The organism is Photorhabdus antumapuensis (assembly GCF_020387775.1).
In the GTDB taxonomy this organism is placed as follows: domain Bacteria; phylum Pseudomonadota; class Gammaproteobacteria; order Enterobacterales; family Enterobacteriaceae; genus Photorhabdus; species Photorhabdus antumapuensis.
This window is the reverse complement of record NZ_JAHZMK010000056.1, coordinates 392-19,295: the sequence shown is the minus strand read 5'-3', so window position 1 is coordinate 19,295 and position 18,904 is coordinate 392. Positions and strand designations below refer to the sequence as shown.

At 44.5% G+C, this 18,904-nt stretch carries 28 protein-coding genes; 6 read left to right on the top strand and 22 right to left on the bottom strand.

What is annotated here, in order from left to right; genetic code table 11:
- Positions 1 to 5: 5 nt before the first annotated feature.
- The 12 genes from KZ793_RS20185 to KZ793_RS20130 all read right to left on the bottom strand — a co-directional run bounded on the left by KZ793_RS20185 (position 6) and on the right by KZ793_RS20130 (position 7,338).
- Entirely contained in the window at positions 6 to 275 is a 270-nt protein-coding gene (locus tag KZ793_RS20185; protein ID WP_225816953.1) for a putative phage tail assembly chaperone, read from the bottom strand.
- A gap of 101 nt (positions 276 to 376) precedes the next feature.
- Positions 377 to 769, bottom strand: a complete 393-nt coding sequence (locus KZ793_RS20180; RefSeq protein ID WP_397443649.1) for a hypothetical protein — start codon at positions 767 to 769, stop codon at positions 377 to 379.
- Positions 766 to 1,104, bottom strand: a complete 339-nt coding sequence (locus KZ793_RS20175; RefSeq protein WP_225816952.1) for a M15 family metallopeptidase — start codon at positions 1,102 to 1,104, stop codon at positions 766 to 768. The genes KZ793_RS20180 and KZ793_RS20175 overlap by 4 nt, the downstream gene beginning before the upstream one ends.
- On the bottom strand, positions 1,101 to 1,394 hold the full coding sequence (locus tag KZ793_RS20170) for a phage holin family protein (protein ID WP_225816951.1): 294 nt from the start codon (positions 1,392 to 1,394) through the stop codon (positions 1,101 to 1,103). The genes KZ793_RS20175 and KZ793_RS20170 overlap by 4 nt, the downstream gene beginning before the upstream one ends.
- A 9-nt stretch (positions 1,395 to 1,403) precedes the next feature.
- The gene (locus KZ793_RS20165) at positions 1,404 to 1,859 is read right to left on the bottom strand and encodes a DUF2597 family protein (protein WP_225816950.1); all 456 of its coding nucleotides are present in this window, start codon (positions 1,857 to 1,859) and stop codon (positions 1,404 to 1,406) included.
- The gene (locus KZ793_RS20160) at positions 1,856 to 2,977 is read right to left on the bottom strand and encodes a DUF2586 domain-containing protein (protein WP_255619450.1); all 1,122 of its coding nucleotides are present in this window, start codon (positions 2,975 to 2,977) and stop codon (positions 1,856 to 1,858) included. The genes KZ793_RS20165 and KZ793_RS20160 overlap by 4 nt, the downstream gene beginning before the upstream one ends.
- A 22-nt stretch (positions 2,978 to 2,999) precedes the next feature.
- Positions 3,000 to 3,677, bottom strand: a complete 678-nt coding sequence (locus tag KZ793_RS20155; RefSeq protein ID WP_225816966.1) for a hypothetical protein — start codon at positions 3,675 to 3,677, stop codon at positions 3,000 to 3,002.
- Positions 3,671 to 4,171, bottom strand: a complete 501-nt coding sequence (locus KZ793_RS20150) for a phage tail protein (protein WP_225816949.1) — start codon at positions 4,169 to 4,171, stop codon at positions 3,671 to 3,673. Before KZ793_RS20150 ends, KZ793_RS20155 begins: the two co-directional genes overlap by 7 nt.
- Positions 4,168 to 4,620, bottom strand: a complete 453-nt coding sequence (locus tag KZ793_RS20145) for a head completion/stabilization protein (protein ID WP_225816965.1) — start codon at positions 4,618 to 4,620, stop codon at positions 4,168 to 4,170. The genes KZ793_RS20150 and KZ793_RS20145 overlap by 4 nt, the downstream gene beginning before the upstream one ends.
- A gap of 98 nt (positions 4,621 to 4,718) precedes the next feature.
- On the bottom strand, positions 4,719 to 5,444 hold the full coding sequence (gene gpM / locus KZ793_RS20140; protein WP_225816948.1) for a phage terminase small subunit: 726 nt from the start codon (positions 5,442 to 5,444) through the stop codon (positions 4,719 to 4,721).
- The gene (locus KZ793_RS20135) at positions 5,444 to 6,475 is read right to left on the bottom strand and encodes a phage major capsid protein, P2 family (protein WP_225816947.1); all 1,032 of its coding nucleotides are present in this window, start codon (positions 6,473 to 6,475) and stop codon (positions 5,444 to 5,446) included. The genes gpM and KZ793_RS20135 overlap by 1 nt, the downstream gene beginning before the upstream one ends.
- Positions 6,476 to 6,507: 32 nt before the next feature.
- Positions 6,508 to 7,338, bottom strand: a complete 831-nt coding sequence (locus KZ793_RS20130; RefSeq protein WP_225816946.1) for a GPO family capsid scaffolding protein — start codon at positions 7,336 to 7,338, stop codon at positions 6,508 to 6,510.
- 158 nt (positions 7,339 to 7,496) lie between these two features.
- Here KZ793_RS20130 and KZ793_RS20125 point away from each other — a divergent pair, with 158 nt between their 5' ends.
- From KZ793_RS20125 to KZ793_RS20115, 3 genes are read left to right on the top strand one after another with little or no spacing between them, the layout of a single operon-like run.
- Positions 7,497 to 9,275: a terminase large subunit domain-containing protein gene (locus KZ793_RS20125; RefSeq protein ID WP_225816945.1), complete on the top strand. Its 1,779-nt coding sequence runs from the start codon at positions 7,497 to 7,499 to the stop codon at positions 9,273 to 9,275.
- Positions 9,275 to 10,327, top strand: a complete 1,053-nt coding sequence (locus KZ793_RS20120; protein ID WP_225816944.1) for a phage portal protein — start codon at positions 9,275 to 9,277, stop codon at positions 10,325 to 10,327. The genes KZ793_RS20125 and KZ793_RS20120 overlap by 1 nt, the downstream gene beginning before the upstream one ends.
- Before the next feature lie 35 nt (positions 10,328 to 10,362).
- Positions 10,363 to 10,632, top strand: a complete 270-nt coding sequence (locus KZ793_RS20115; RefSeq protein WP_225816943.1) for an ogr/Delta-like zinc finger family protein — start codon at positions 10,363 to 10,365, stop codon at positions 10,630 to 10,632.
- Here the strand turns inward: KZ793_RS20115 and KZ793_RS20110 are convergent.
- The 10 genes from KZ793_RS20110 to KZ793_RS20070 form a co-directional block, all read right to left on the bottom strand.
- A complete protein-coding gene (locus KZ793_RS20110) occupies positions 10,609 to 10,824 on the bottom strand; it encodes a hypothetical protein (RefSeq protein ID WP_225816942.1) in 216 nt (71 codons plus the stop codon). The two genes, KZ793_RS20115 and KZ793_RS20110, sit on opposite strands and share 24 nt — an antisense overlap.
- 89 nt (positions 10,825 to 10,913) lie before the next feature.
- Entirely contained in the window at positions 10,914 to 13,133 is a 2,220-nt protein-coding gene (locus KZ793_RS20105) for a replication endonuclease (RefSeq protein WP_397443648.1), read from the bottom strand.
- 25 nt (positions 13,134 to 13,158) lie between these two features.
- On the bottom strand, positions 13,159 to 13,359 hold the full coding sequence (locus KZ793_RS20100) for a DUF3850 domain-containing protein (protein WP_225816963.1): 201 nt from the start codon (positions 13,357 to 13,359) through the stop codon (positions 13,159 to 13,161).
- 53 nt (positions 13,360 to 13,412) lie between these two features.
- Positions 13,413 to 13,676, bottom strand: coding sequence for a hypothetical protein (locus tag KZ793_RS20095; protein ID WP_225816941.1), 264 nt, complete (start codon positions 13,674 to 13,676; stop codon positions 13,413 to 13,415).
- Positions 13,669 to 13,899, bottom strand: a complete 231-nt coding sequence (locus tag KZ793_RS20090; protein ID WP_225816940.1) for a TraR/DksA C4-type zinc finger protein — start codon at positions 13,897 to 13,899, stop codon at positions 13,669 to 13,671. Before KZ793_RS20090 ends, KZ793_RS20095 begins: the two co-directional genes overlap by 8 nt.
- A complete protein-coding gene (locus KZ793_RS20085) occupies positions 13,892 to 14,095 on the bottom strand; it encodes a DUF2732 family protein (RefSeq protein WP_225816939.1) in 204 nt (67 codons plus the stop codon). Before KZ793_RS20085 ends, KZ793_RS20090 begins: the two co-directional genes overlap by 8 nt.
- 80 nt (positions 14,096 to 14,175) lie before the next feature.
- The gene (locus KZ793_RS20080) at positions 14,176 to 14,529 is read right to left on the bottom strand and encodes a DUF5347 family protein (protein ID WP_225816938.1); all 354 of its coding nucleotides are present in this window, start codon (positions 14,527 to 14,529) and stop codon (positions 14,176 to 14,178) included.
- A 7-nt stretch (positions 14,530 to 14,536) separates the two neighbouring features.
- Complete coding sequence (locus KZ793_RS22615; protein WP_255619447.1) at positions 14,537 to 14,668, bottom strand: hypothetical protein; 132 nt, start codon at positions 14,666 to 14,668, stop codon at positions 14,537 to 14,539.
- Between the two features lie 16 nt (positions 14,669 to 14,684).
- Positions 14,685 to 15,185, bottom strand: a complete 501-nt coding sequence (locus KZ793_RS20075) for a phage regulatory CII family protein (RefSeq protein WP_225816937.1) — start codon at positions 15,183 to 15,185, stop codon at positions 14,685 to 14,687.
- 30 nt (positions 15,186 to 15,215) lie between these two features.
- Entirely contained in the window at positions 15,216 to 15,449 is a 234-nt protein-coding gene (locus tag KZ793_RS20070; RefSeq protein ID WP_225816936.1) for a regulator, read from the bottom strand.
- A 122-nt stretch (positions 15,450 to 15,571) separates the two neighbouring features.
- Between KZ793_RS20070 and KZ793_RS20065 the strand changes: the two genes are divergently transcribed.
- From KZ793_RS20065 to KZ793_RS20055, 3 genes are all read left to right on the top strand, one after another.
- Complete coding sequence (locus KZ793_RS20065) at positions 15,572 to 16,153, top strand: phage repressor protein CI (protein WP_225816935.1); 582 nt, start codon at positions 15,572 to 15,574, stop codon at positions 16,151 to 16,153.
- Between the two features lie 280 nt (positions 16,154 to 16,433).
- Positions 16,434 to 17,471: a phage integrase gene (locus tag KZ793_RS20060; protein ID WP_225816934.1), complete on the top strand. Its 1,038-nt coding sequence runs from the start codon at positions 16,434 to 16,436 to the stop codon at positions 17,469 to 17,471.
- Positions 17,472 to 18,431: 960 nt separating this feature from the next.
- A complete protein-coding gene (locus KZ793_RS20055; protein WP_166290926.1) occupies positions 18,432 to 18,701 on the top strand; it encodes a helix-turn-helix domain-containing protein in 270 nt (89 codons plus the stop codon).
- Positions 18,702 to 18,904 lie beyond the last annotated feature (203 nt).

Here is an 18,904-nt window from a genome sequence, read left to right as displayed (position 1 = left end):
CGTATTTAGTTTTTTATTTCAATTTCCAGTTTTGGTGCATATTCCGAATTAACCTTCTCAACAATTTGCATCGCTGCCCCAGGGATTTGTAATAACTCATCCAACGCGGATTTAAACGCAGGTTGAACAATACGGCGCAAATAGGTAACAATGGGCACAACCTTATTATCCATTGTCATATCATTAATCATGCTGTTATAGGCAATAATATTCGGCTCGAATGTAATTTCATTTTCGCCAATCATTAAGGTAATCATTTTATTTTCTTTGATCATGAGTTAATTCCTTTCTTTTATTAATTTCATCCACTAATTGATTATGCCGTGCGGCGCAATTGCCATATAAGGTGGAATACTCCATCACGATATTGGCTAAATTATTTCCGGTCATCCCCATCAGTCGCGGTAACGTTTCCTGGCACTTTTTCAGTAGGTTTTCCTGATAGAGTACGCTCGATATTTGCGGCTGTATCGTTGTACATCCTGACAAAATCAGGGCTAACGCACACATGAGTAAAAACAGGCTTGACCACCTCAGTACGAATTTCTCGTGAGGCAGCATTAGCGATCCCCTCCAATTTAGATTCCAGTTGCCTTGCGGATTCACTGGAAATCTGTTGCATTTCCTGCCGGATTTTCTCCCCTGCGACATCCACGGCATGAATAATTTTCAGCTCAACACTGTCACGGTAATAGCTGTTTACCTGCCAACCTGCACAGAACGCCAGTGCAAGGAAAGTCAAATACAGCGTCCGGGCATTGAACATCATTTCACCCCATTATGCGCCAGTGAGAAATGATTGCCGTCCGGTCGGGAAAATCGCCCGCCCCATGTACCGCCAAGGGATTCCCAATATTCTCCTAACGGTAAATAAGCATGACTGTTTGTCTGATACTCACCCCGAATAAATAAATTCAGATCTATCGCCAGTCGCTGAATATGCAGGCTATTGGCAATGCCTTTCCCTGTCTGAGCGTTCAACTTCGCTTGTTCTGGTGTACGGTAAGCCTCGCCTAAAGTGAGGCGATAACCGCGCTCACCTGCCCATAGAATCAGTTGAGCGATCAAGACTGTAAAAAGCTGTTGTTTTTCACTCAGTGTCATTTCTTTAACCTCCCTGTTAACAAGGCGCTGCCTCGCTTACGTAACCAGACTTCAATTAACTGATAGCCAGCAATCCCTAATGCGCTGCCTATCCCTGTAACCGCTATCGGACTGATACCCGGCCACCAGATCAGTAATGCCCCCGCCGTCACCGACACCGCCGACCCTAAGATAATCCGACCAAGAAACAGCCGTAAGGTGATCGGTTCGTTACTTGTGAGCATTTTGCCTATTGCGATAAGTGCCCCTAACAATACCAACGTAATAAATGTTTTTTCATGCTCTTCCATGAGCGCCTCTTATCCAATTAGGCTTTGCGTCAGTTCTGCTTCCAGATAGGGAATACCATTAATGCGCACAAAATCGGGGCTGGTCACAACAAATTTCACTTTGTGAGTCATCACACTACCGCCTTTAGGGTCAACGTCCAGAATGTCGCTAATGATGAGTTTGCAGCCGTAGGCTTCAACCTTGATTTCTTCATTGCCTGCTTTGGCATACCACATCAAATCAACGGGCTGAATGCCTCGCCATGAACCCGCTGCGCGCGCTTTGGCAGTGACGAGATCCAGATATTTGGTGCTGAGTTCAATTTCACCCTCTGCCGCCACATCACCGGAGAGGTAACCATCCGGCACGCCCTGCGTTTGGGCGGCGGCAGTGTTATCAGTAATAGACAAACTGACCTTTTCGGCATGAACCAGATCCCCATCCATATTAAAATCAACCGACTGGCCGGAAATCCTTTTGCTCATGCGATTTTCTCCAGACGGCTATCTAGCAACAGACTGACAGCGATCCCTTTCGGACATTCATAAGTGCGGATAACGATATAAATTTCCACCGTGTTTTTATTACGCCATGTAATCACCACATCGCCATCTTTCGGGGATTTCACTTCCCCCGGAAAAGTCACGCCGTTAATCTCGGTACTGCGCGACATTTCACGCAAGGTACGGGCGAAGTATGCCTGATGCGTTGCAACACTGCCCGGCATGCTGTTTAAGCTACGGTCGGCAATTTTAGCGATAGCCTGCAAACGTACTCGACGCGCGACTTTATCAACAACCCGCAAGTTTTCGATACTCTGGCAGTCTCCGCCTTCTACGTCCAATGTGCGGCCATCTGACCAATACATGCCGTCATAATCGGGATACCACATCGGCACACTGAAACGCAGTTTTTCCAGTGCCTGCAACGTTGCCAGATCCATCGGCTGGCCTGTGCCATCTTTCGGGAAATCGGTTGAACCCAAATCCACCAATGCCCCGGTTTGTACCCGTGCGGGACTGTCCGCCACGGTGACGGCGCGGTTACATAAACGCCCTGCCAATACTCCCGCCTCATTGCCCCACAGGCACGGCACCAGTTGCACCGATGCCACAGCTTCGCCCTTTTGTAGCTCTGCCAAGCGGGCAACATAATCCGCCCAAGTCTCTTTTGCCTGTGGGCCATCAACCGCCAGAATGGCCCACTGCCAGCGACCAAATTTAGCCATCGTGTTGGCTCGCAAGGTTTGCGCTGCTTTAATGATAGCTTTGGTTGCGCCGACCGTCAGCGTATAGCCCTCAATACTGGCTATACGCTGCGCCGACGTCACTGCCTCAACAAACGCCAATTCATCCGCCGATTCCGGCAATACATGGATATACCCAGACCAGTTTTGCCCGGCATTTGCCATCGCCACCAGGACATGACGTTTGAGGACGGTTTGGGCCGTTCCCAGTACAGAATCAAAGTCCGTCTGGGTATTCACCGCAATAGTTTTACCTACGTTGGTTTTCCCCGTCCCAACGAAAAGCAATACCCGCTCAATTTCCCTGGTTTCGCCTTGCAATTGGTTAACCTGGTTAACCTGAACATGTGGCCACATAATTTAGTCCCTTATTAATGCGCTAACCTGCGCCGTATCCAATACCTTGTAACTGGCGAGCCAGTGCCCGGCTAAACGCTTCATCATTCATGCCTAAGAATTCCCGCGCGGGCACGTCAAACGACCATGAATTTTTTACCGCCTCACCGTTCAGTTCACGGATCAATATTCCTGCCTGAATAAATTTCATCTTGGCGGTAATTTCCTTTATCGGGGGCTTACGCCAGCGTTTACCCTTTCTGACCTGATAACCCAAATCCCGCAATTTTTTCGCCTGTTTGATAGTCGCCATACGCTCACGGTCAACGCGCTTTTGCACTTGCCGCCGATTAACCTGAATGCGCATCCCGTTTTGCTGTGCATATCCCACAACGCCAGCAGGCACCTGCTTTTCCCCGTTCCGGTAATGTCCGCCTTGCAAGTAAATACGCACGGCATCAATTTCAGGCAGTTCCCGAATGTGCAACAGTTTCGGCAAATTGCGCAACATCTTCTTGCGCCACGGACTTTTTCTGGCAGTCCATCGCCCGCCATCCGGTGATTGCTGATTGCGCATATTGCGTTTTGCCGCCTGAATCACCCCGTATTTCGCCATCCGCCATAACAGGCGTTGGCGCTTTTTCGGCGGTAGCTCAAGGTCACTCAGTGCGTTTTGCAGTGCCTTAAGCTGATTTCGGTTTAACTGCCCATTCATCATGATTGGATTTGTCCAACGGGTGCGCCTGACTCATTCACACAATGCACAACCCCATTTTCAGCAAACCAGATTTCAGTATCAGCCAGCCTCCAGCGTTTACCCTCAAAGGGGACGATGCCGTTTTTATCTTCACGCATGACAACAGGCTCTGACAGTGACAACGACACCACAACCACAGCGGTTTCCTCATCCACTTCAACGGTCATCGCTGGCCGTTCCGGCTCCAGATTGGCATCTCCTAAATCATTGCCCTGCTCAGTCAGCCACACCTCTATTAACAATGGGACATATCGCGGATCAAACTCTCGGTACGGGAAACGCCCCCAGGCAATCACCGCCTCATACTGCTGGATAAACATCTGGTATTGCCCCAGACCTAAATCCCGTTGCGCAGGAATAAACCGAATTTCATCCATTTCACTGGTAAATTCTATCTTACAGAGACGTTCTGGCAGGTTTTCCCGCAAAAATGCCGTTAAATGATGTAATTTGCTCATATCATGCGTACCGTTGTACGACCGTATCCCTTCATATTGCGGATAACAAAAGCCGCTTCCGCTAATAAACGGGGACGTAGTCCAGGACTTTCTTGTGACGGATGAGGAGCACGACTGACAATAGCCGTGTATTCCCCCAACAGATCCGCTTTTGCCCTGGCATAAACAGCCTTTTTATACTGACCGACTAACGCATTAACGCCATTGATAGCAATGTCTGGTACATCTGCGGCTTTCTGATAGCCTTTTACCTGCAATCGGACTTTCAGACGTTGTAAGTCAAGATTGATTTCAGCGGCACTTGCCAGCAATGCCTGGGCTAACAGGTCATTATCTAAGTCAGCCGGAATATTGCGATTAACCTGAAATTCCCGTAAGTTCAAATCCGGCCAAAAACCGTCATTGGTCAACGGTTCATCCCGATAATCAAGGGTGTTGCCACTAAACATTTCGCCTCTCCCATCCATAAAAAAGCGGGCAGTCCGGTTTCCACGGCCATGAGCAATCCTTGCCATGCCTCCACCGCGCCCGCTCCGGCTTGCGGTAGTCATTGTTTATCTGGGTATAACGATTGGGTTGTCAATGCCCGTAAACGGGCGGCAATCCGTTGCCGATAGGTTTTTACGCCTGATTTCGGGTTGCACTGATGAGCTTTCAATAACCAGATATCCGCCTGCTCCAGCACATCCAACCTATCAACCGAACTCGCCTTAATGTCGGCGTTATCCCCTTTTAGCAGGTTTAAGGCAGCAAATTTGTAGTATTTGGCCTTAATTTTTTCGTGTACTTTCCATTTGTCAGTGACATTCTGAAATGTCCTTGAAAAATAGGGCTCTACGCTGTTTCCTGCTTCGGCCTCCGCCAGTGCCCAGAATAAAACAGTGTCGGCCACAAACGCCGGAAAGCTACTGCGAAAATTGTCGGGGGTGAGCTGTCCTTGCTCAATGGCGATATCCGCCCAATCCAATCCTTTGGCAAAATCCCCAATATCAAATAACCAAATCACACAGTAGGCAAAGATTGGGTTGCGGTAAATTTCGCCTTCGTCCAAGTAACGTTGAGCGGTAGGCAGATAATTGGGTAACAGTTCCCGCTTTTTCATCTCTACCCGTTCCGCCGTCAGCTCCAACTGACGTAACCGCTTAATATCCTGCTCAATGGCGCGGGCTTGCAAGTGCATACTCGCCCCCTCTGCAATAGTAACCGCTTGTTGCCGCGCCAGCTTCTGGCGAAGTTCAACCGCAGCCCTGTGTCGTTGAGCAGGTGACAGCATTATTCTGTATCCAATTTTTCAGCAGGTTCAGCCACAGTACCGATAATTACGGCATCTTCATCATAGGCTGCGTACAATTCCGGCTCTTCCAATGCATAGCCTTCATTGCGTAAGTATTTATTTTCGAACTGTTTGCGGTCATCCTCAAACGCCGCCTTACGCTGGCGAGTATTGCGCTGTGTCAGAATTTGCAGATTCGGCAACATGGTGACTGTCATACGTTTACCCGGTATAAATGGCGGGATCATGGCCGGACGGCCAGCGATGGAACTACTCAACATCTGTGCCGCAATCTTTTCGGTCGGTTTATCTGCCGCCTGATACAACCTATGCTGTTCTGCTGCCACTAAATCCGCCCCAACTAATACAATTAAACGTGGGTCATGACGAAATTGTTGCGGAATACACGTATTAATTAGGTCTGATGCCATCGCATCCAATGACCGAAAATCGCCGCGTTCGTCCAGTTTCACAGGCGTCATAATCACCTGCTTGCCATCGTTCCACTCTTTAGCGATTTGATGCCAACCCCTATTGACATCTTCACCATTCGGATTCGCTTCTGGGTCAGTGTCCTCAGCCACTCTTTTTCCATTAAATCCAATACGGATCATATCCAGAGCAAATGACTGATTAGTAAATTCCTGCATTCGTTGGAAGAATTCGTTTTCATTGCCAGAATTCGCCCAAATGGACAGTAAGTCCCATCTCAGCGCCGCGCCGGAATCGGTTTCAACCAAGTTGTATTTATTGCCGTCAACACCGGTTTTACGCATAAAACGACCATCTTTTTTACGCCCGGTGAATAACCCAGGATTGCCGACTGACACTACCTGGCCGGAAAGGTGATCCACATCCGCACAGGTGATCATGCTGAGGAATTCCACAGATTCCAACAACGCACTGCGCAAGGCAGTTTCCTTCGGATCAGCCAGCGCAAAGTAACGCGATATATCTTCTATTCCATAGGTTTGGGCTAATCCCACCGCATATTTCTGCAAAAATGCCCGTGCCCGATGATTCAGTTGCATAGCTCTTCCCTTTGCCTTTTTCCATCATGGAATTACAGAAATTTAAAAGGCTCGTTTTTGTCGCCTTTGGGGTTACGCGAGGGCAAGCGGGTAGCAATACCTTCCAATTTGTTAAACTTTTTTAGAATATCGGGCAAACTGTCACGTAAACGCGCAAATTCTTCGGTATCGACAACCGCTTTCATTGTCTCTACATCTTCCTGAACGTCAGCGACTTCTCGCTCGGTGGACTCCTGTTTCCCTTCAAGCGCGGTAATTCGCGCTTCCAAATCGGCTACAGCCTGGGCCAGCGCCTGCAACGCATCATCGCTTGATGGTGCTGGCTCAGTTTCTTCGGGTTCTTCAATGTTAAAAAAGCTTTTCCATCCTTTTTTGGCCTTTGCCATGTCATTACCCTTAATGTGTTTAACCTCATCAATAACCAGTGGCTTATATGCACCGAATCGACGATGTTTGTTCCTTTTTTTAAATTGCAGACGCGTTGTGCCCACGCTGGCGGGGGAGTCAGTCACTGCCAGCCCTTCCAGATATGTTTTGCCTGTTCCGCGAAAATTGCCATCAGACGTAAATTCAACAGAGGTAAACAGTAATTGTCCCTCCCGATTGGCCTGTAACAAATGATGATTGGGTCGTAGTTGCGCATATAAGCGTAAAACCCTGTCATCATCTCGCTCGGCTTTAACGGCTAACACTTCACCCATTGCCCCGAACCCACGTTCATGTTCCGGCCAAATGCGAGCGGTGTACAACGCTGGGTTATAGAGTTCGGCAGCCTCTAAAATCCATTGAGGTTCCATCACTCGGCCATCAACCGTGTCGCCCTCCGTGGCAATACATATCCAGTTAGTCATTAACTGAGACATATTTAATTCCTTCCGTTTGAATCAAATACAGTATTGCGGATTCAATACAATGCTGCGAATGGTTTAATTCTGATGAATTCGGATATAACGCCATAACCGATTCAGGTCGAAATTGCATTAGCGTCAGGATAAATTTAGCCCTGCATAATATGATTACTATGGCTAAATACTCTGATGAACTCATAAGTGTCGCCCGTTCTTTATACCTGCGGCGATATACTCCGGCAGAAATTGCCCGTGAATTAAATCTGCCGAATCGGCGGATCATTTATTATTGGGCGGAAAAATGGCATTGGGCGGATATGCTCAGCCATGAAAGTGTTGTCGAAGCCATTAACCGCCGGATTGCCGTGCTCAGCGAACGCAACAATAAAACCACGCTGGAATTAGACGAACTCGACCGATTAATTGCACATCATATAAAGCTGATGGCACAGGAAAATAAGCATAAAGAAAAGCTGGCCGAAATTAAGGCGCAAACACAATCAAATGGTGAATATATACTATCCGGTGACGGTGAACCCAAGAAAAAGAAACGCTACCGCAAAAATGATATTTCAGCTCTGACGGCAGAAGATTTCCAAAAGTTCGTTGATGAGATGCTTTTCGGCTATCAAAAACATTTACGCAATAATCTGGCAAAACAGATTAGAAATATCCTCAAGAGCCGGCAAATTGGCGCGACCTGGTATTTCGCCTTTGAAGCATTCGAAAATGCTGTGTTAACCGGCGATCCTCAAATATTCTTATCCGCCTCAAAACCACAGGCAGAGGTTTTCCGCTCGTATATCGTCAATATCGCTGAACACTTCTTCGGTGTAACACTGACCGGTAACCCTATTCGACTCAGCAACGGTGCCGAATTGCGTTTTTTATCAACCAACAAAAACACGGCACAATCCTATTCCGGCCATTTGTATTGTGACGAATATTTTTGGGTTCTCGACTTTAAGCGGCTGAATGAAGTTGCCTCCGCAATGGCAACCCATGACAAATGGCGTACCACCTATTTTTCAACCCCCAGCGCCAAAACCCATCCCGCCTATCCATTTTGGATGGGTGACGAATGGCGCGGCAATGATCCCAAACGTAAGAACATTGAATTTCCCTCTTTTAATGAACTGCGTGACGGGGGTCGTGATTGCCCGGATGGTCAATGGCGCTACGTCATCACCCTGGAAGATGCCATTAAGGGCGGATTCAACCTGGCATCCATTGAAAAACTGCGCAACCGCTATAACCCAGACACCTTTAACATGTTGTATATGTGTGTGTTTGTTGATAGTGGTGCCTCTGTTTTCAAATATCACCAACTGGAAAAATGCGGCGCTGATATCCATCTCTGGGAAGACCATGATCCCAACGCACTGCGTCCCTTCGGGGATCGCGAAGTCTGGGGCGGCTTCGACCCGGCCCGTTCTGGCGATACTTCAACCTTTGTCATTATTGCCCCGCCCATGATGGCACCCGAAGTTTTTCGGGTATTGGCAACGTTCTACTGGCAAGGCATGAACTGGAAACATCAGGCGAAACTGATTGAAGATCTCTTCAAGCGCTACAGATTCACCCATATCGGCATTGATACCACGGGGATTGGTCATGGTGTCTATGAAATGGTGCAAGACTTCGCCCCCCGACAAACCCACGCTATCCACTACAATCCGCAAAGCAAAAACCAACTGGTCATGAAAATGATTGATGTGGTCAGTGAGGAACGTATCGAATGGGATGTGGAACAAAAAGAAATTCTGGCCTCATTTCTGGCTATTCGGCACACCACGACAAAAAAAGGCGGCAGCATGACCTTTGTCGCTGACCGTTCGCGGGAAACCGGACACGCTGACGTGTTCTGGGCAATCGCTCATGCCCTAATGAATGAGCCGTTAAATTACGACAAGAAACGCACCTCTAAATACACATTCGCCAAGGCTGCATAATGAAGAAAAAGTTAAGGAAAACCCGTTCACATTCCCCACGCACAAACAACCGTCAACGGCAAATGAGCTTAATCACGTTAGGCAAACCTGAACCGATACTCACCACCAGGACGGATTATCAAAATATCGGGTATGACAATGACTATGACCATTACACACTACCGATTGACCGTTTGGCCCTGGCACAACTGACTAACATGAACGGTCAACACGGCGGTGTACTCTATGCTCGTCACAATATGATTGCCTCGGACTATTTCGGTATTCGAGGCGGAGTAAGCCATGAGCAATTCAAGTCCGCTGTGATTAACTTCCTGATTTTCGGTGACGTAGCGATCCTGAAAGTCCGTAACTTCTGGGGGGATGTGGTCGCACTGGAGGTCTTGCCCTCGCTATACCTGCGCCGCCGCAAGGACGGTGATTTTGTGGTATTACAGGAGGATGAACCCTTGGTTTACTCACCGGAAGAAGTGATTTTCATCAAGCAGTATGACCCGCAACAGCAAGTTTACGGATTGCCGGATTATATTGGCGGTATTCATGCCGCACTGCTCAACGCTGAAGCCACCATTTTTCGTCGTCGTTATTACCACAATGGCGCCCACACTGGCGGTATCATTTACACCAACGACCCGAATATCTCTGATGAGACCGAAGAGGAGATCATACGCAAGCTACACCGAAGCAAAGGCATTGGCAACTTTGAAACCCTGTTTGTAAACATTCCCAACGGCGACCCTGACGGCATTAAATTTATTCCGGTGGGTGATATTTCAGCCAACGATGAATTTGCCGACGTCAAAAATATCAGCTCGCAAGATGTGCTGACCGCTCACCGATTCCCGGCAGGACTGGCTGGCATTATCCCGACCAATGTCGGCGGGTTGGGTGATCCTGAAAAAGCCCGTGAGGTCTATCGCCAGGATGAAGTTATCCCCGTCCAAAATATGTTCATGAATGCGATAAACACGCATGATATACCCGAAATATTACATATCCGTTTTAAACAAGATCGCGTAAGTTCGTGTGCAAAATGCGCAAAAAACAGGTAAAATTACCGAAAATGGATACGTTGGGAATGAGGAACATGCGCGTATTAAAAATAATCTGCCCTGAATGTGGCGCTAAGGCGGTTATTCGCAAGACGAACCGGAAGCACCGTGAAATTGCTGATCTGTACTGCGCGTGTTCCAATGTTGAATGTGGTTATACATTTGTTATGAATTTGACGTTTTCACACACGCTGAGTCCCAGCGCAAAAACGGGTGATAAACTGTTGCAGACTGTGATTAACAACCTCAACCCGCAACAGCGTCAAATGGCATTGGATTTATTAAAAGTTCGCCCTACTGCGTAATTCTGAGCCACTACTTAGTGGCCTTTTAGTTTTTACATTTGAGATTATTTCTTTTCTGACCTGCTCAGCCAGTTCTGCAATCCAATCAAATGCGACTTGCCGTTCTCGACTAGTGCAAATACTTGAATTACCAACTTTAGCAATCAATTCAATCCGTTCCAACACGGCCAACTTATCCAGATAATCTGACATTATATTTTTACCGTTCCATTCACTGTATTTATATACAGTTTAATTTAATATAATTAACAAATGCATCAATTTCATTGAGAAATAATTAGTTATGTGACCTCAATCGGCCCTTGGTTAATTTTTCGCAACATAGTCAAATAATGACCTTTTGGATCACGGAATATCCCGGAAATATCAACCCCCAATTTTTCACTTAACCTACTCATTATCATTTTTGTTGTTTCAGTATGCGTTTTTTTAACTTTATGTAGATGACCAAACATAGATAAACAATAACGCTGTCCATCTATGGTCATACTCCCCCCTTCTAGTAACGAACGTGCCAGCACATCGCTCATCTCCAAACTCTGTAATTTTGCCGATTCATGAACTCGCTGTATTTTTTCCTTCTCACTCATTTGATGCCAACCGTAATAGAATTCATCTAAATACAGATCACTTCCTTGACTAACCATATTTCGTGCTTCCGTACAGTTATTGACAGAACTCCAAGAGGTACCAGAAAAACCAAAACCCTCCCCTCTAGAAGCAGTGCTGGATTTGGGAACAATGTTCCATTTAACAGTACGAGTAATAAAAGCAGAAGAATCGCCCAAACGGGGCGAGTAAACCCCTAAAATACGCTGTACATCCTCACCATAAGCGTTGCCTTGTTCGGTGAGTTCATAGGACAGCCGCACGGTTAAATCTTTCCGTGCGACCAGCGGTCCCCCCTGAAATTCGGTATAAGCGAACCAATTCCCAATATCCGCAGCAAATCGGACATTATCCATATCCGCATCAGGTAAAATTTGTTCATCACCAGATAAGCGTCGCAGTTCACGCCAGACAGAAACTGGAGCACCGCCAATCTGCTGAAACTGACGAATACGCCAACGACTCGCCCAGGCAGAAACCGAACGGGACATATCCTTAAGGAGTTGGCCTGTTTCCCCATCCTTTTCGTCATCCAGCGCATATCCATCAATATTCTTGGAGATGTACTTAGCGATATAGCCCGTGGCCGAACCTTTTGCCTTATCGATAGGCTTTACATAGAAACGCGCCTTGAGTGCCTTTTGTCCCTGTAATTCCTCCGAATCTTCCAACCGGGCGTAATAACACATAATGTCGCGCATTTCATCGACATGCTCAGGGCGCATAAATAGCAGCATATGCCAATGCGGTGTACCGTCATGATGTGGCTCTACCACACGAAAACCGAATACGCTGATCCCCGCACGGGAATACGCCGCCCGGATTTTTGCCCAGACCTTACACAAATACTTTTGTGTATCCTTTGGGGTCGCACCGTTCCAGTTTTTCACAAAACCGCCACCACTATGTACAGAGTGATATTTAGAAGGTGCTGTAATAGTATAAAAATCTCCCACACAACCCATTTCGTTAGCCAAGTCCTCAAATCCGCGCATACGGCTCATGAGTTCACAACGGCGAACGGCAGGGTTTGCAATGCTGCCCAAGACCTTATCGCTTAACGAAACTCGCTCCCCATCTTCATTCTCTAAATCGAACGATTGCAGAAACTCCCAATTTAGCCGCTTCTGCTCTGTCCACTCATGTAAAGTCTGACGTGAAACATAGGATGAAACCGCTTTTTGTACCTGTCCGACAGCAATCGCAATATGTTCGGCACGCATATCACGTATCCGCTTTAAACGGATATACCACCATTGATCTGACATCATGCGCAGCAATCCCGCACATAGTTGGTCTTCTGTTGGTTTAATTCGACCTTTTGCAAATTGCTGCCAATATGGGGCTATCGTTCCCGCTTGCTGTGTCAATTTAGCCAAACGGGTATAGACGTGAATTAATCTACGGTAAGCGTCCTGCTCATTCTGTAGGGCCTGTTCAACATATTGGTCGTAACTCTCAGCCATAAACCGCGCCATCTCATGCGCAAGCTGTTTTATTTCTTTACGTCCTAATGTTGGCAATTGTTCCAGTGATTCAATAAACGGGAACGGCATAACACCAGATACAATATGCTGGAACTGGTATTGTTCATCGACCAATTTTAACCGTGGTAATACGTTCTCGCAGAACTGACGTAAAAACGTATTAGCCCGGCGGCGACCAGATTGATTGAAAATGTTGGCGTAACGTGTTGCAAGGTAGATCGCTAGTGAATGCGGCACATTCTCAAGATATCGATGCCGCCATGCATAATCGTTAGGGTTCGCCTCCCACATAATACGTTCAGCCAGAGTTGCATCATTCGGCAACCCTGGCTGAAATTCTATACTCTGGCGATACATTGAACGCAGTGCATCGCCGTTATTTTCTTCTTTTCTTTCAATATTCATGTTACAAACAATTAACGGGAATTAATTAAAATAAAAGCAAAACAAATTCTTCCGCTATCTGCGGATACAAATCTTTATTAATTACCGTTACATGGGTTATTTTTCCTGAAATCAATCTTCCTGTGAAATTTCCATTATCATCAATTTCATTCAATGCAAGAAAATCACCTATTTTATATTCTCGATCATTTACTCTAAATTCTGCTTTTTTCTTTCCGTTATCAATGGCTATAAAACAAACTATTTTTTAATGATGAGTTTTGTTTTTCACTTTCATGATTATTCACCCTCACGAAAGAAAAAATTCGGTGATAGCGATGTAAGTTCATATCTGATATTTCCATATGAATAATCACAGCTAACATCATCCCTTATCACAGAATTAACGATAAAGGTTTTAACCCTAACGCCTTTATATTCACGCAAAATAACAATATCGTTTTCCTCAATCACGGGCATAAATACCGATATATCAATACAAAGCTGATGATTTGACACAATGCAATCAAAATTTTTAGTTGTTAGATCATGATATCTAGTCATCCCACACACTCCGATAATGTTTCTGTTCCATCTCGGAAACTTCCTGACAGGAAACACAACGAGTAACACCCATGACTTTCATCCGTCGCTCTGATGAGATTAATTCCCCACAATCTTCACATTCAAACGTAGAAACACTAACAGGGCGGTTTATATGCCTTAATATTTTGCGTTCCAGTGTTTCCTCTACATGTTGACAAGCTCGGTCGATAACATCAGACATAGTGCCACTCCTGAGCCTGACGCTCGACGCTCTCAGATTCACGTTGCAAAAGCGCTGCACTGGCCGTGTGGTCCATTTTATTTTTCAGGACATGTGCGGACAATTTCGCTAAACGGGATGAAAATAAATCCGCATAATGTTTACGCTCATCCTCCCGTACCTTTTTTATTAACTGCTCAATACTTGTAGCTTGCATTTATTAATTTCCTTGTTTTAGGTAACAAAAAATCCCTGACGTGTTAGCGCCATTAAAATTAAACCGGTAGTTATTTTTATTTAATTAGGCAATGATAGATTATTCGGTAATAATGCACTCGTTGCCTTGATAAGATTTATTGCTCGTATCAAATTAGTCATTTCTTCACCAGTTAATTCATTCAATGCCAGTTCATGCCTATCAGTTGGTATACGTGCTATATAGAAAATGGCTGCTAACACGCGTTTATTATCCACATAATTTTCGCTACGTTTATCTCTCATCTCATTAATAAAGACACTTAGCTCCTTATTATCAGATTTGAAATATTGTGCCCTGACTTGAGCGACTTTATTTAATCCATTAACCCGCGTTTCAAAAGATATTGAGAATGCGCGTTGTTCACTTGATTCAAATTGATATTCCGTGTTCATATAAACCTCATCGAATCAGGAACAGAATAAAATAAGCAAAAGCACATAGAACGATAGGATAGATAAATCCATGTTTTTTGGGTTTAAATGACTCATCAGTCAATTTATATTGGTATTCTTGCTGCTTTAATGCGTTCATGCTGACCTCATACTAACTATGCGCCTACACCTGCAACAACATTAACAGCCGAATTGAATGCAGGGTTAGAATGCCATCTTGATGAAATGGTGATACCCGCTAAAGTTAATAATCTGATCGCATTATTAACCGATTTCTTAAACTCAACCACACGGGTATGGTTGAAATGACCACCCGAAATAACAGCACTTGCCAGTTTTCCCACTTCTGCCGTTGCACCTAACAAATAACTCGACATGTTGGAATCACAAATCTCATTCACCGGCACCGATGGTTGACACTGCAATTGCTCCAGTAATCCATCCAAAATAGATGTGTCTTGCGTTGCATCGGTTAACTTCATTAAGTCAACACAAGTCAGTATGTGAGGCTGTTCAGGATTTAGCTTGTTACGCAGCATTTGCGGATTCATTCCGATAACTCCCGCAATTTGAGCTAAGTTGCCCCTATGAGCGTTGGCAAATGCTCGGCAAGCATGATCAAAATGTGTTTGTTTGGAAATTTGATAATCAAACATTGCTGTTTTTCTCCAAAAGCGAAGAATTATTTACGCAGCAAGCGAAATATTAGCGACATTACTCGCTTGTACTGCTTCCAGCGTTAAGGCCACCATATTAATAAACACCTTGCCACGTTTCATATCACTAGATTTTTCGCGAACTGGTAAGCGGCCATCTCTGATCATGTCGCGAGCAGTAGACATAGGTATAGAACTACGGCGACAGAATTCTTCTATTGTCACATAAGGATCAGTAATGGCGATTGTAATGTTAGGGCGCATAGGGCAAAATCCTCTTTTAGCTTTAGACTTATCAACATTCAATTATGTTCGTCAATATTCACTTTAACCTACAAAATGAATTATGCATTCATTTTAAAGGCAAAAATCAAGAGGATTTTAGCTTGAGTCTACAAATCGATTTAACCAAAGATGGTGATAAGGTTCTGAATCGTGTCATTGAGGCTTATGGGTTCTCTACAAAAATAGCCTTAGCAGAACATTTCGGCATTGCTAGCAGTAGCTTGGCAATGCGCTATAAACGTGGTTTTTTCCCTGCTGATATCGTCGTTCAGTGTATGGCCGAAACTGGAGCTACTTTAGAATGGCTGGCAACTGGTCAAGGTAGAAAATTCAATGAAGAAGAAGTCGATATTCTAAAATTACCGAACAATAAGCTTATCGACGGAAAGCTTTACCAATCTGGCTATATCATGTTCGACAAGGAAATGTTTACTGCTGGAGTTCCCTTACCTTCTGATCCTATTTGTGTTCTGGACAACAAAACTAACTACATAATTGATCGTAAATTTACCGATATTTATGACGGTAAGTGGCTGGTTGAAATTGAGGGAAAAATCAGCATCCGTGAATTAACTCGAATTCCGATTAAGCGCGTCCGCGTTTCTGGAGTTGGTATGGCGTTTGATTGTGACCTAGAAGATATCAAAATATTAGGTCGTGTTGTAATTATTTGCCTTCAATAACATCATGAAAATATCAAATATAATTCTAACTTCTGTAAAAGTAGCCACTCTTGCTTTTTTACTATTGATCCTTGTTATTATTTCTATAAATATTAATAATGGCGTATCAATTCTTGCAGCTACTATTTATCTACATTTACTAGCAATTGCTTTTTGCTCCTTATTTTATCGCTGGATTTTGTTATCCCGAAGAAAAGAATAATAACAATGATTTCACCAGAGGGTTACAAAAAATATTATTTTCATGATTGGTTAACTAATGTGGTTGGTATAGATACTCATGGCAATAAACAAACAAACCAGTGGTAAATGGCTAGTTGAGCTTTACCCTAACGGAAGAACGGGACGTAGAATCCGTAAACAATTCACAACTAAAGGTGAAGCAATTGCCTATGAACGTTTCATCTTAGAACAAACAGAGGATAAGCCTTGGATTGGTGAAAAACAGGATAAACGTAAACTAACCGAACTTGTTGATACTTGGTATCGTGCGCACGGCGTTACCTTAAGTGATGGAAGTAAAAGACAAGCAACAATGAATTTTGCCTGTGAAGCAATGAGCGATCCTTTAGCCACAGAGTTTAACGCAAAGCTCTTTTCTTCCTATCGTGAAAAGCGGTTAAGTGGTGATATTACCCGTACTGATAGGAAAAAAGCTGTCGCACCTCGGACAGTCAACTTAGAGCTTGCCTATTTCCGCGCAATGTTTAATGAGCTAATCCGCCTTGATGAGTGGAAGAATGAACACCCACTTTTAAAAGTTCGTCCCTATAAAACAGATGAACAGGAAATGGCTTTTTTAAACGAGGATGAAATTAGATGTCTATTGCGGGAATGTGAAAACAGTAAATCAGTTGATTTAATCCATGTTGTTAAAATCTGCCTAGCTACAGGCGCGCGTTGGTCAGAAGCCGAACGCCTGAAAGGTGCCCAGATTAATAATAACCTGATTACCTACACTAAAACGAAAGGAAAGAAAAACCGCACCATACCAATTAGTCCTAAGTTGGCCGCTGAACTGCCAAAAGCGAAAGGCTCAAAGCCTCTTTTCAATTCATGCTATTCTGCATTTAGAACAGCAATAAAAAGAGCAAAAATCGAGCTACCACCAGGGCAGTTATCCCACGTTCTGCGGCATACGTTTGCCAGCCACTTTATGATGGCCGGAGGTAATATTTTAGTGCTACAAAAAATACTTGGTCACACTGATATAAAAATGACCATGCGCTACGCTCATTTTTCACCAAACCATCTGAATGAGGCTATAACACTCAATCCATTAGAACTGATAAAAAATGGCGACAGGATGGCGGCATAGGATCAGAACCCTCAGTATAATTCGTTATGAATAATAATATAACAATTTGATAAATAAGATAATTTATTGATTTTATTACCCCTAGATTCCTACTCATAATCGCTTGGTCACTGGTTCAAGTCCAGTAGGGGCCACCAGATTTTAGCTGTAGAATCAGATAGATAGACCGCTCAACAACGAGTGGTTTTTTTATGCCTTTTAGTCAGTGTCCCCTTTTTGTCCCCTGAGAAAATTTTCATGTTCCCATTGTGACCTTCTTGACACACAAGAAAGACTGTTTTTTGTCCAAACGAACCAAAAGGAAAAGAATTTTTCCCGTCAGCAAAAATATATTTACTGATTCAGTTCATTTCAGTTTCCTAATGACCGCAAAGCCGCACCGTTACTATGTTTTGAAATTCCTCTCGGATTCCCTTCATAACCTTATTTCTCACGAAAAATAGAAATATCCTTTCACTATCATTGCGTTAACTTTTCGTTCGTGATCCTCCCTTGATCTACAAACTGAAATTTCCTGAAAATCTTTTCAAACCTTTCAGTTTGTGATTTCTCTCACACCGCCAGTTCTGGTGCGGTTTGGCAGTTTGACTTGTAGGATTTTAAAACTGAAAAAATTTTTTGATCCAAAACGTGCAGGCGGGTGCGGTGTAGTGCCGTTTTCGTCATAAGTTCGTTTATTTCGTCATAAGTGCAGCGAGACAAACCGTCACTAAGGTGTTTATTTGATTCTTGAGTCAGATAATACAATCAGTTAAAGTAGCACTGCCGTCGGCAAAATCCGATGGTCAAGGGGTCGCAGCCTTGGATTCATCAACACTGGTAAAGACTATTTACCAGTGTGCCTGCTATCGCACCTTCTATGGCGGTTCAGGCAGGGGAGACTAACGTCTCGCTGGTTTGATGAATCCCAGTACTGCGAACCCTGTTTGAATCGCCACCACCAAAGAGGTAAGCAGGAATATGAAAAAAGACTGGCATACCGCCGATATTATCGCTGCGATACGTAAGAAGAATAAGACGCTGGCATCATTGTCCAGAGAGCACGGTTTAAACTCTTCAACATTAGCCAATGCTTTAACGCGACCCTGGCCTAAAGGGGAATTGTTGATCGCTCAGGAAATTGGTGTAACCCCTGCTGAGATATGGCCCAGTCGGTATTTTGATGAAAATGAGCAGCCTATCAAACGAACCGTTCGACATGATTTACCAAACAATTCTGATATCACATAAGTTATTTCTATATCCGAAAAAGTAACGACAACGTTTAAACCATTAAACTAATACAGTACTCTGAATTATCAGTTTCTTATTACACTCATTGCCCATTCTTTAATATCAGAATTGTCTTCATAGATCTATGAAGGTGTAAAAAAGCCCGCATGTTGCGGGCGAGATAATTGTATTTCAGCCCATCAGAACACGAACCAGTAGAG

Coding starts and splice junctions, on each gene's coding strand:
- KZ793_RS20075 (WP_225816937.1), bottom strand. CDS start 15,185: ATGTTTGATTATCAAATTTCCAAACAAACACATTTTGATCATGCTTGC.
- KZ793_RS20130 (WP_225816946.1), bottom strand. CDS start 7,338: ATGTCTCAGTTAATGACTAACTGGATATGTATTGCCACGGAGGGCGAC.
- KZ793_RS20105 (WP_397443648.1), bottom strand. CDS start 13,133: ATGAATATTGAAAGAAAAGAAGAAAATAACGGCGATGCACTGCGTTCA.
- KZ793_RS20180 (WP_397443649.1), bottom strand. CDS start 769: ATGATGTTCAATGCCCGGACGCTGTATTTGACTTTCCTTGCACTGGCG.
- KZ793_RS20090 (WP_225816940.1), bottom strand. CDS start 13,899: ATGTCTGATGTTATCGACCGAGCTTGTCAACATGTAGAGGAAACACTG.
- KZ793_RS20175 (WP_225816952.1), bottom strand. CDS start 1,104: ATGACACTGAGTGAAAAACAACAGCTTTTTACAGTCTTGATCGCTCAA.
- KZ793_RS20170 (WP_225816951.1), bottom strand. CDS start 1,394: ATGGAAGAGCATGAAAAAACATTTATTACGTTGGTATTGTTAGGGGCA.
- KZ793_RS20115 (WP_225816943.1), top strand. CDS start 10,363: ATGCGCGTATTAAAAATAATCTGCCCTGAATGTGGCGCTAAGGCGGTT.
- KZ793_RS20150 (WP_225816949.1), bottom strand. CDS start 4,171: ATGAGCAAATTACATCATTTAACGGCATTTTTGCGGGAAAACCTGCCA.
- KZ793_RS20095 (WP_225816941.1), bottom strand. CDS start 13,676: ATGACTAGATATCATGATCTAACAACTAAAAATTTTGATTGCATTGTG.
- KZ793_RS20125 (WP_225816945.1), top strand. CDS start 7,497: ATGGCTAAATACTCTGATGAACTCATAAGTGTCGCCCGTTCTTTATAC.
- KZ793_RS20160 (WP_255619450.1), bottom strand. CDS start 2,977: ATGTGGCCACATGTTCAGGTTAACCAGGTTAACCAATTGCAAGGCGAA.
- KZ793_RS20070 (WP_225816936.1), bottom strand. CDS start 15,449: ATGCGCCCTAACATTACAATCGCCATTACTGATCCTTATGTGACAATA.
- KZ793_RS20165 (WP_225816950.1), bottom strand. CDS start 1,859: ATGAGCAAAAGGATTTCCGGCCAGTCGGTTGATTTTAATATGGATGGG.
- KZ793_RS20135 (WP_225816947.1), bottom strand. CDS start 6,475: ATGCAACTGAATCATCGGGCACGGGCATTTTTGCAGAAATATGCGGTG.
- KZ793_RS20145 (WP_225816965.1), bottom strand. CDS start 4,620: ATGTTTAGTGGCAACACCCTTGATTATCGGGATGAACCGTTGACCAAT.
- KZ793_RS20120 (WP_225816944.1), top strand. CDS start 9,275: ATGAAGAAAAAGTTAAGGAAAACCCGTTCACATTCCCCACGCACAAAC.
- KZ793_RS20055 (WP_166290926.1), top strand. CDS start 18,432: ATGAAAAAAGACTGGCATACCGCCGATATTATCGCTGCGATACGTAAG.
- KZ793_RS22615 (WP_255619447.1), bottom strand. CDS start 14,668: ATGAACGCATTAAAGCAGCAAGAATACCAATATAAATTGACTGATGAG.
- KZ793_RS20185 (WP_225816953.1), bottom strand. CDS start 275: ATGATCAAAGAAAATAAAATGATTACCTTAATGATTGGCGAAAATGAA.
- KZ793_RS20080 (WP_225816938.1), bottom strand. CDS start 14,529: ATGAACACGGAATATCAATTTGAATCAAGTGAACAACGCGCATTCTCA.
- KZ793_RS20110 (WP_225816942.1), bottom strand. CDS start 10,824: ATGTCAGATTATCTGGATAAGTTGGCCGTGTTGGAACGGATTGAATTG.
- KZ793_RS20060 (WP_225816934.1), top strand. CDS start 16,434: ATGGCAATAAACAAACAAACCAGTGGTAAATGGCTAGTTGAGCTTTAC.
- gpM (WP_225816948.1), bottom strand. CDS start 5,444: ATGCTGTCACCTGCTCAACGACACAGGGCTGCGGTTGAACTTCGCCAG.
- KZ793_RS20085 (WP_225816939.1), bottom strand. CDS start 14,095: ATGCAAGCTACAAGTATTGAGCAGTTAATAAAAAAGGTACGGGAGGAT.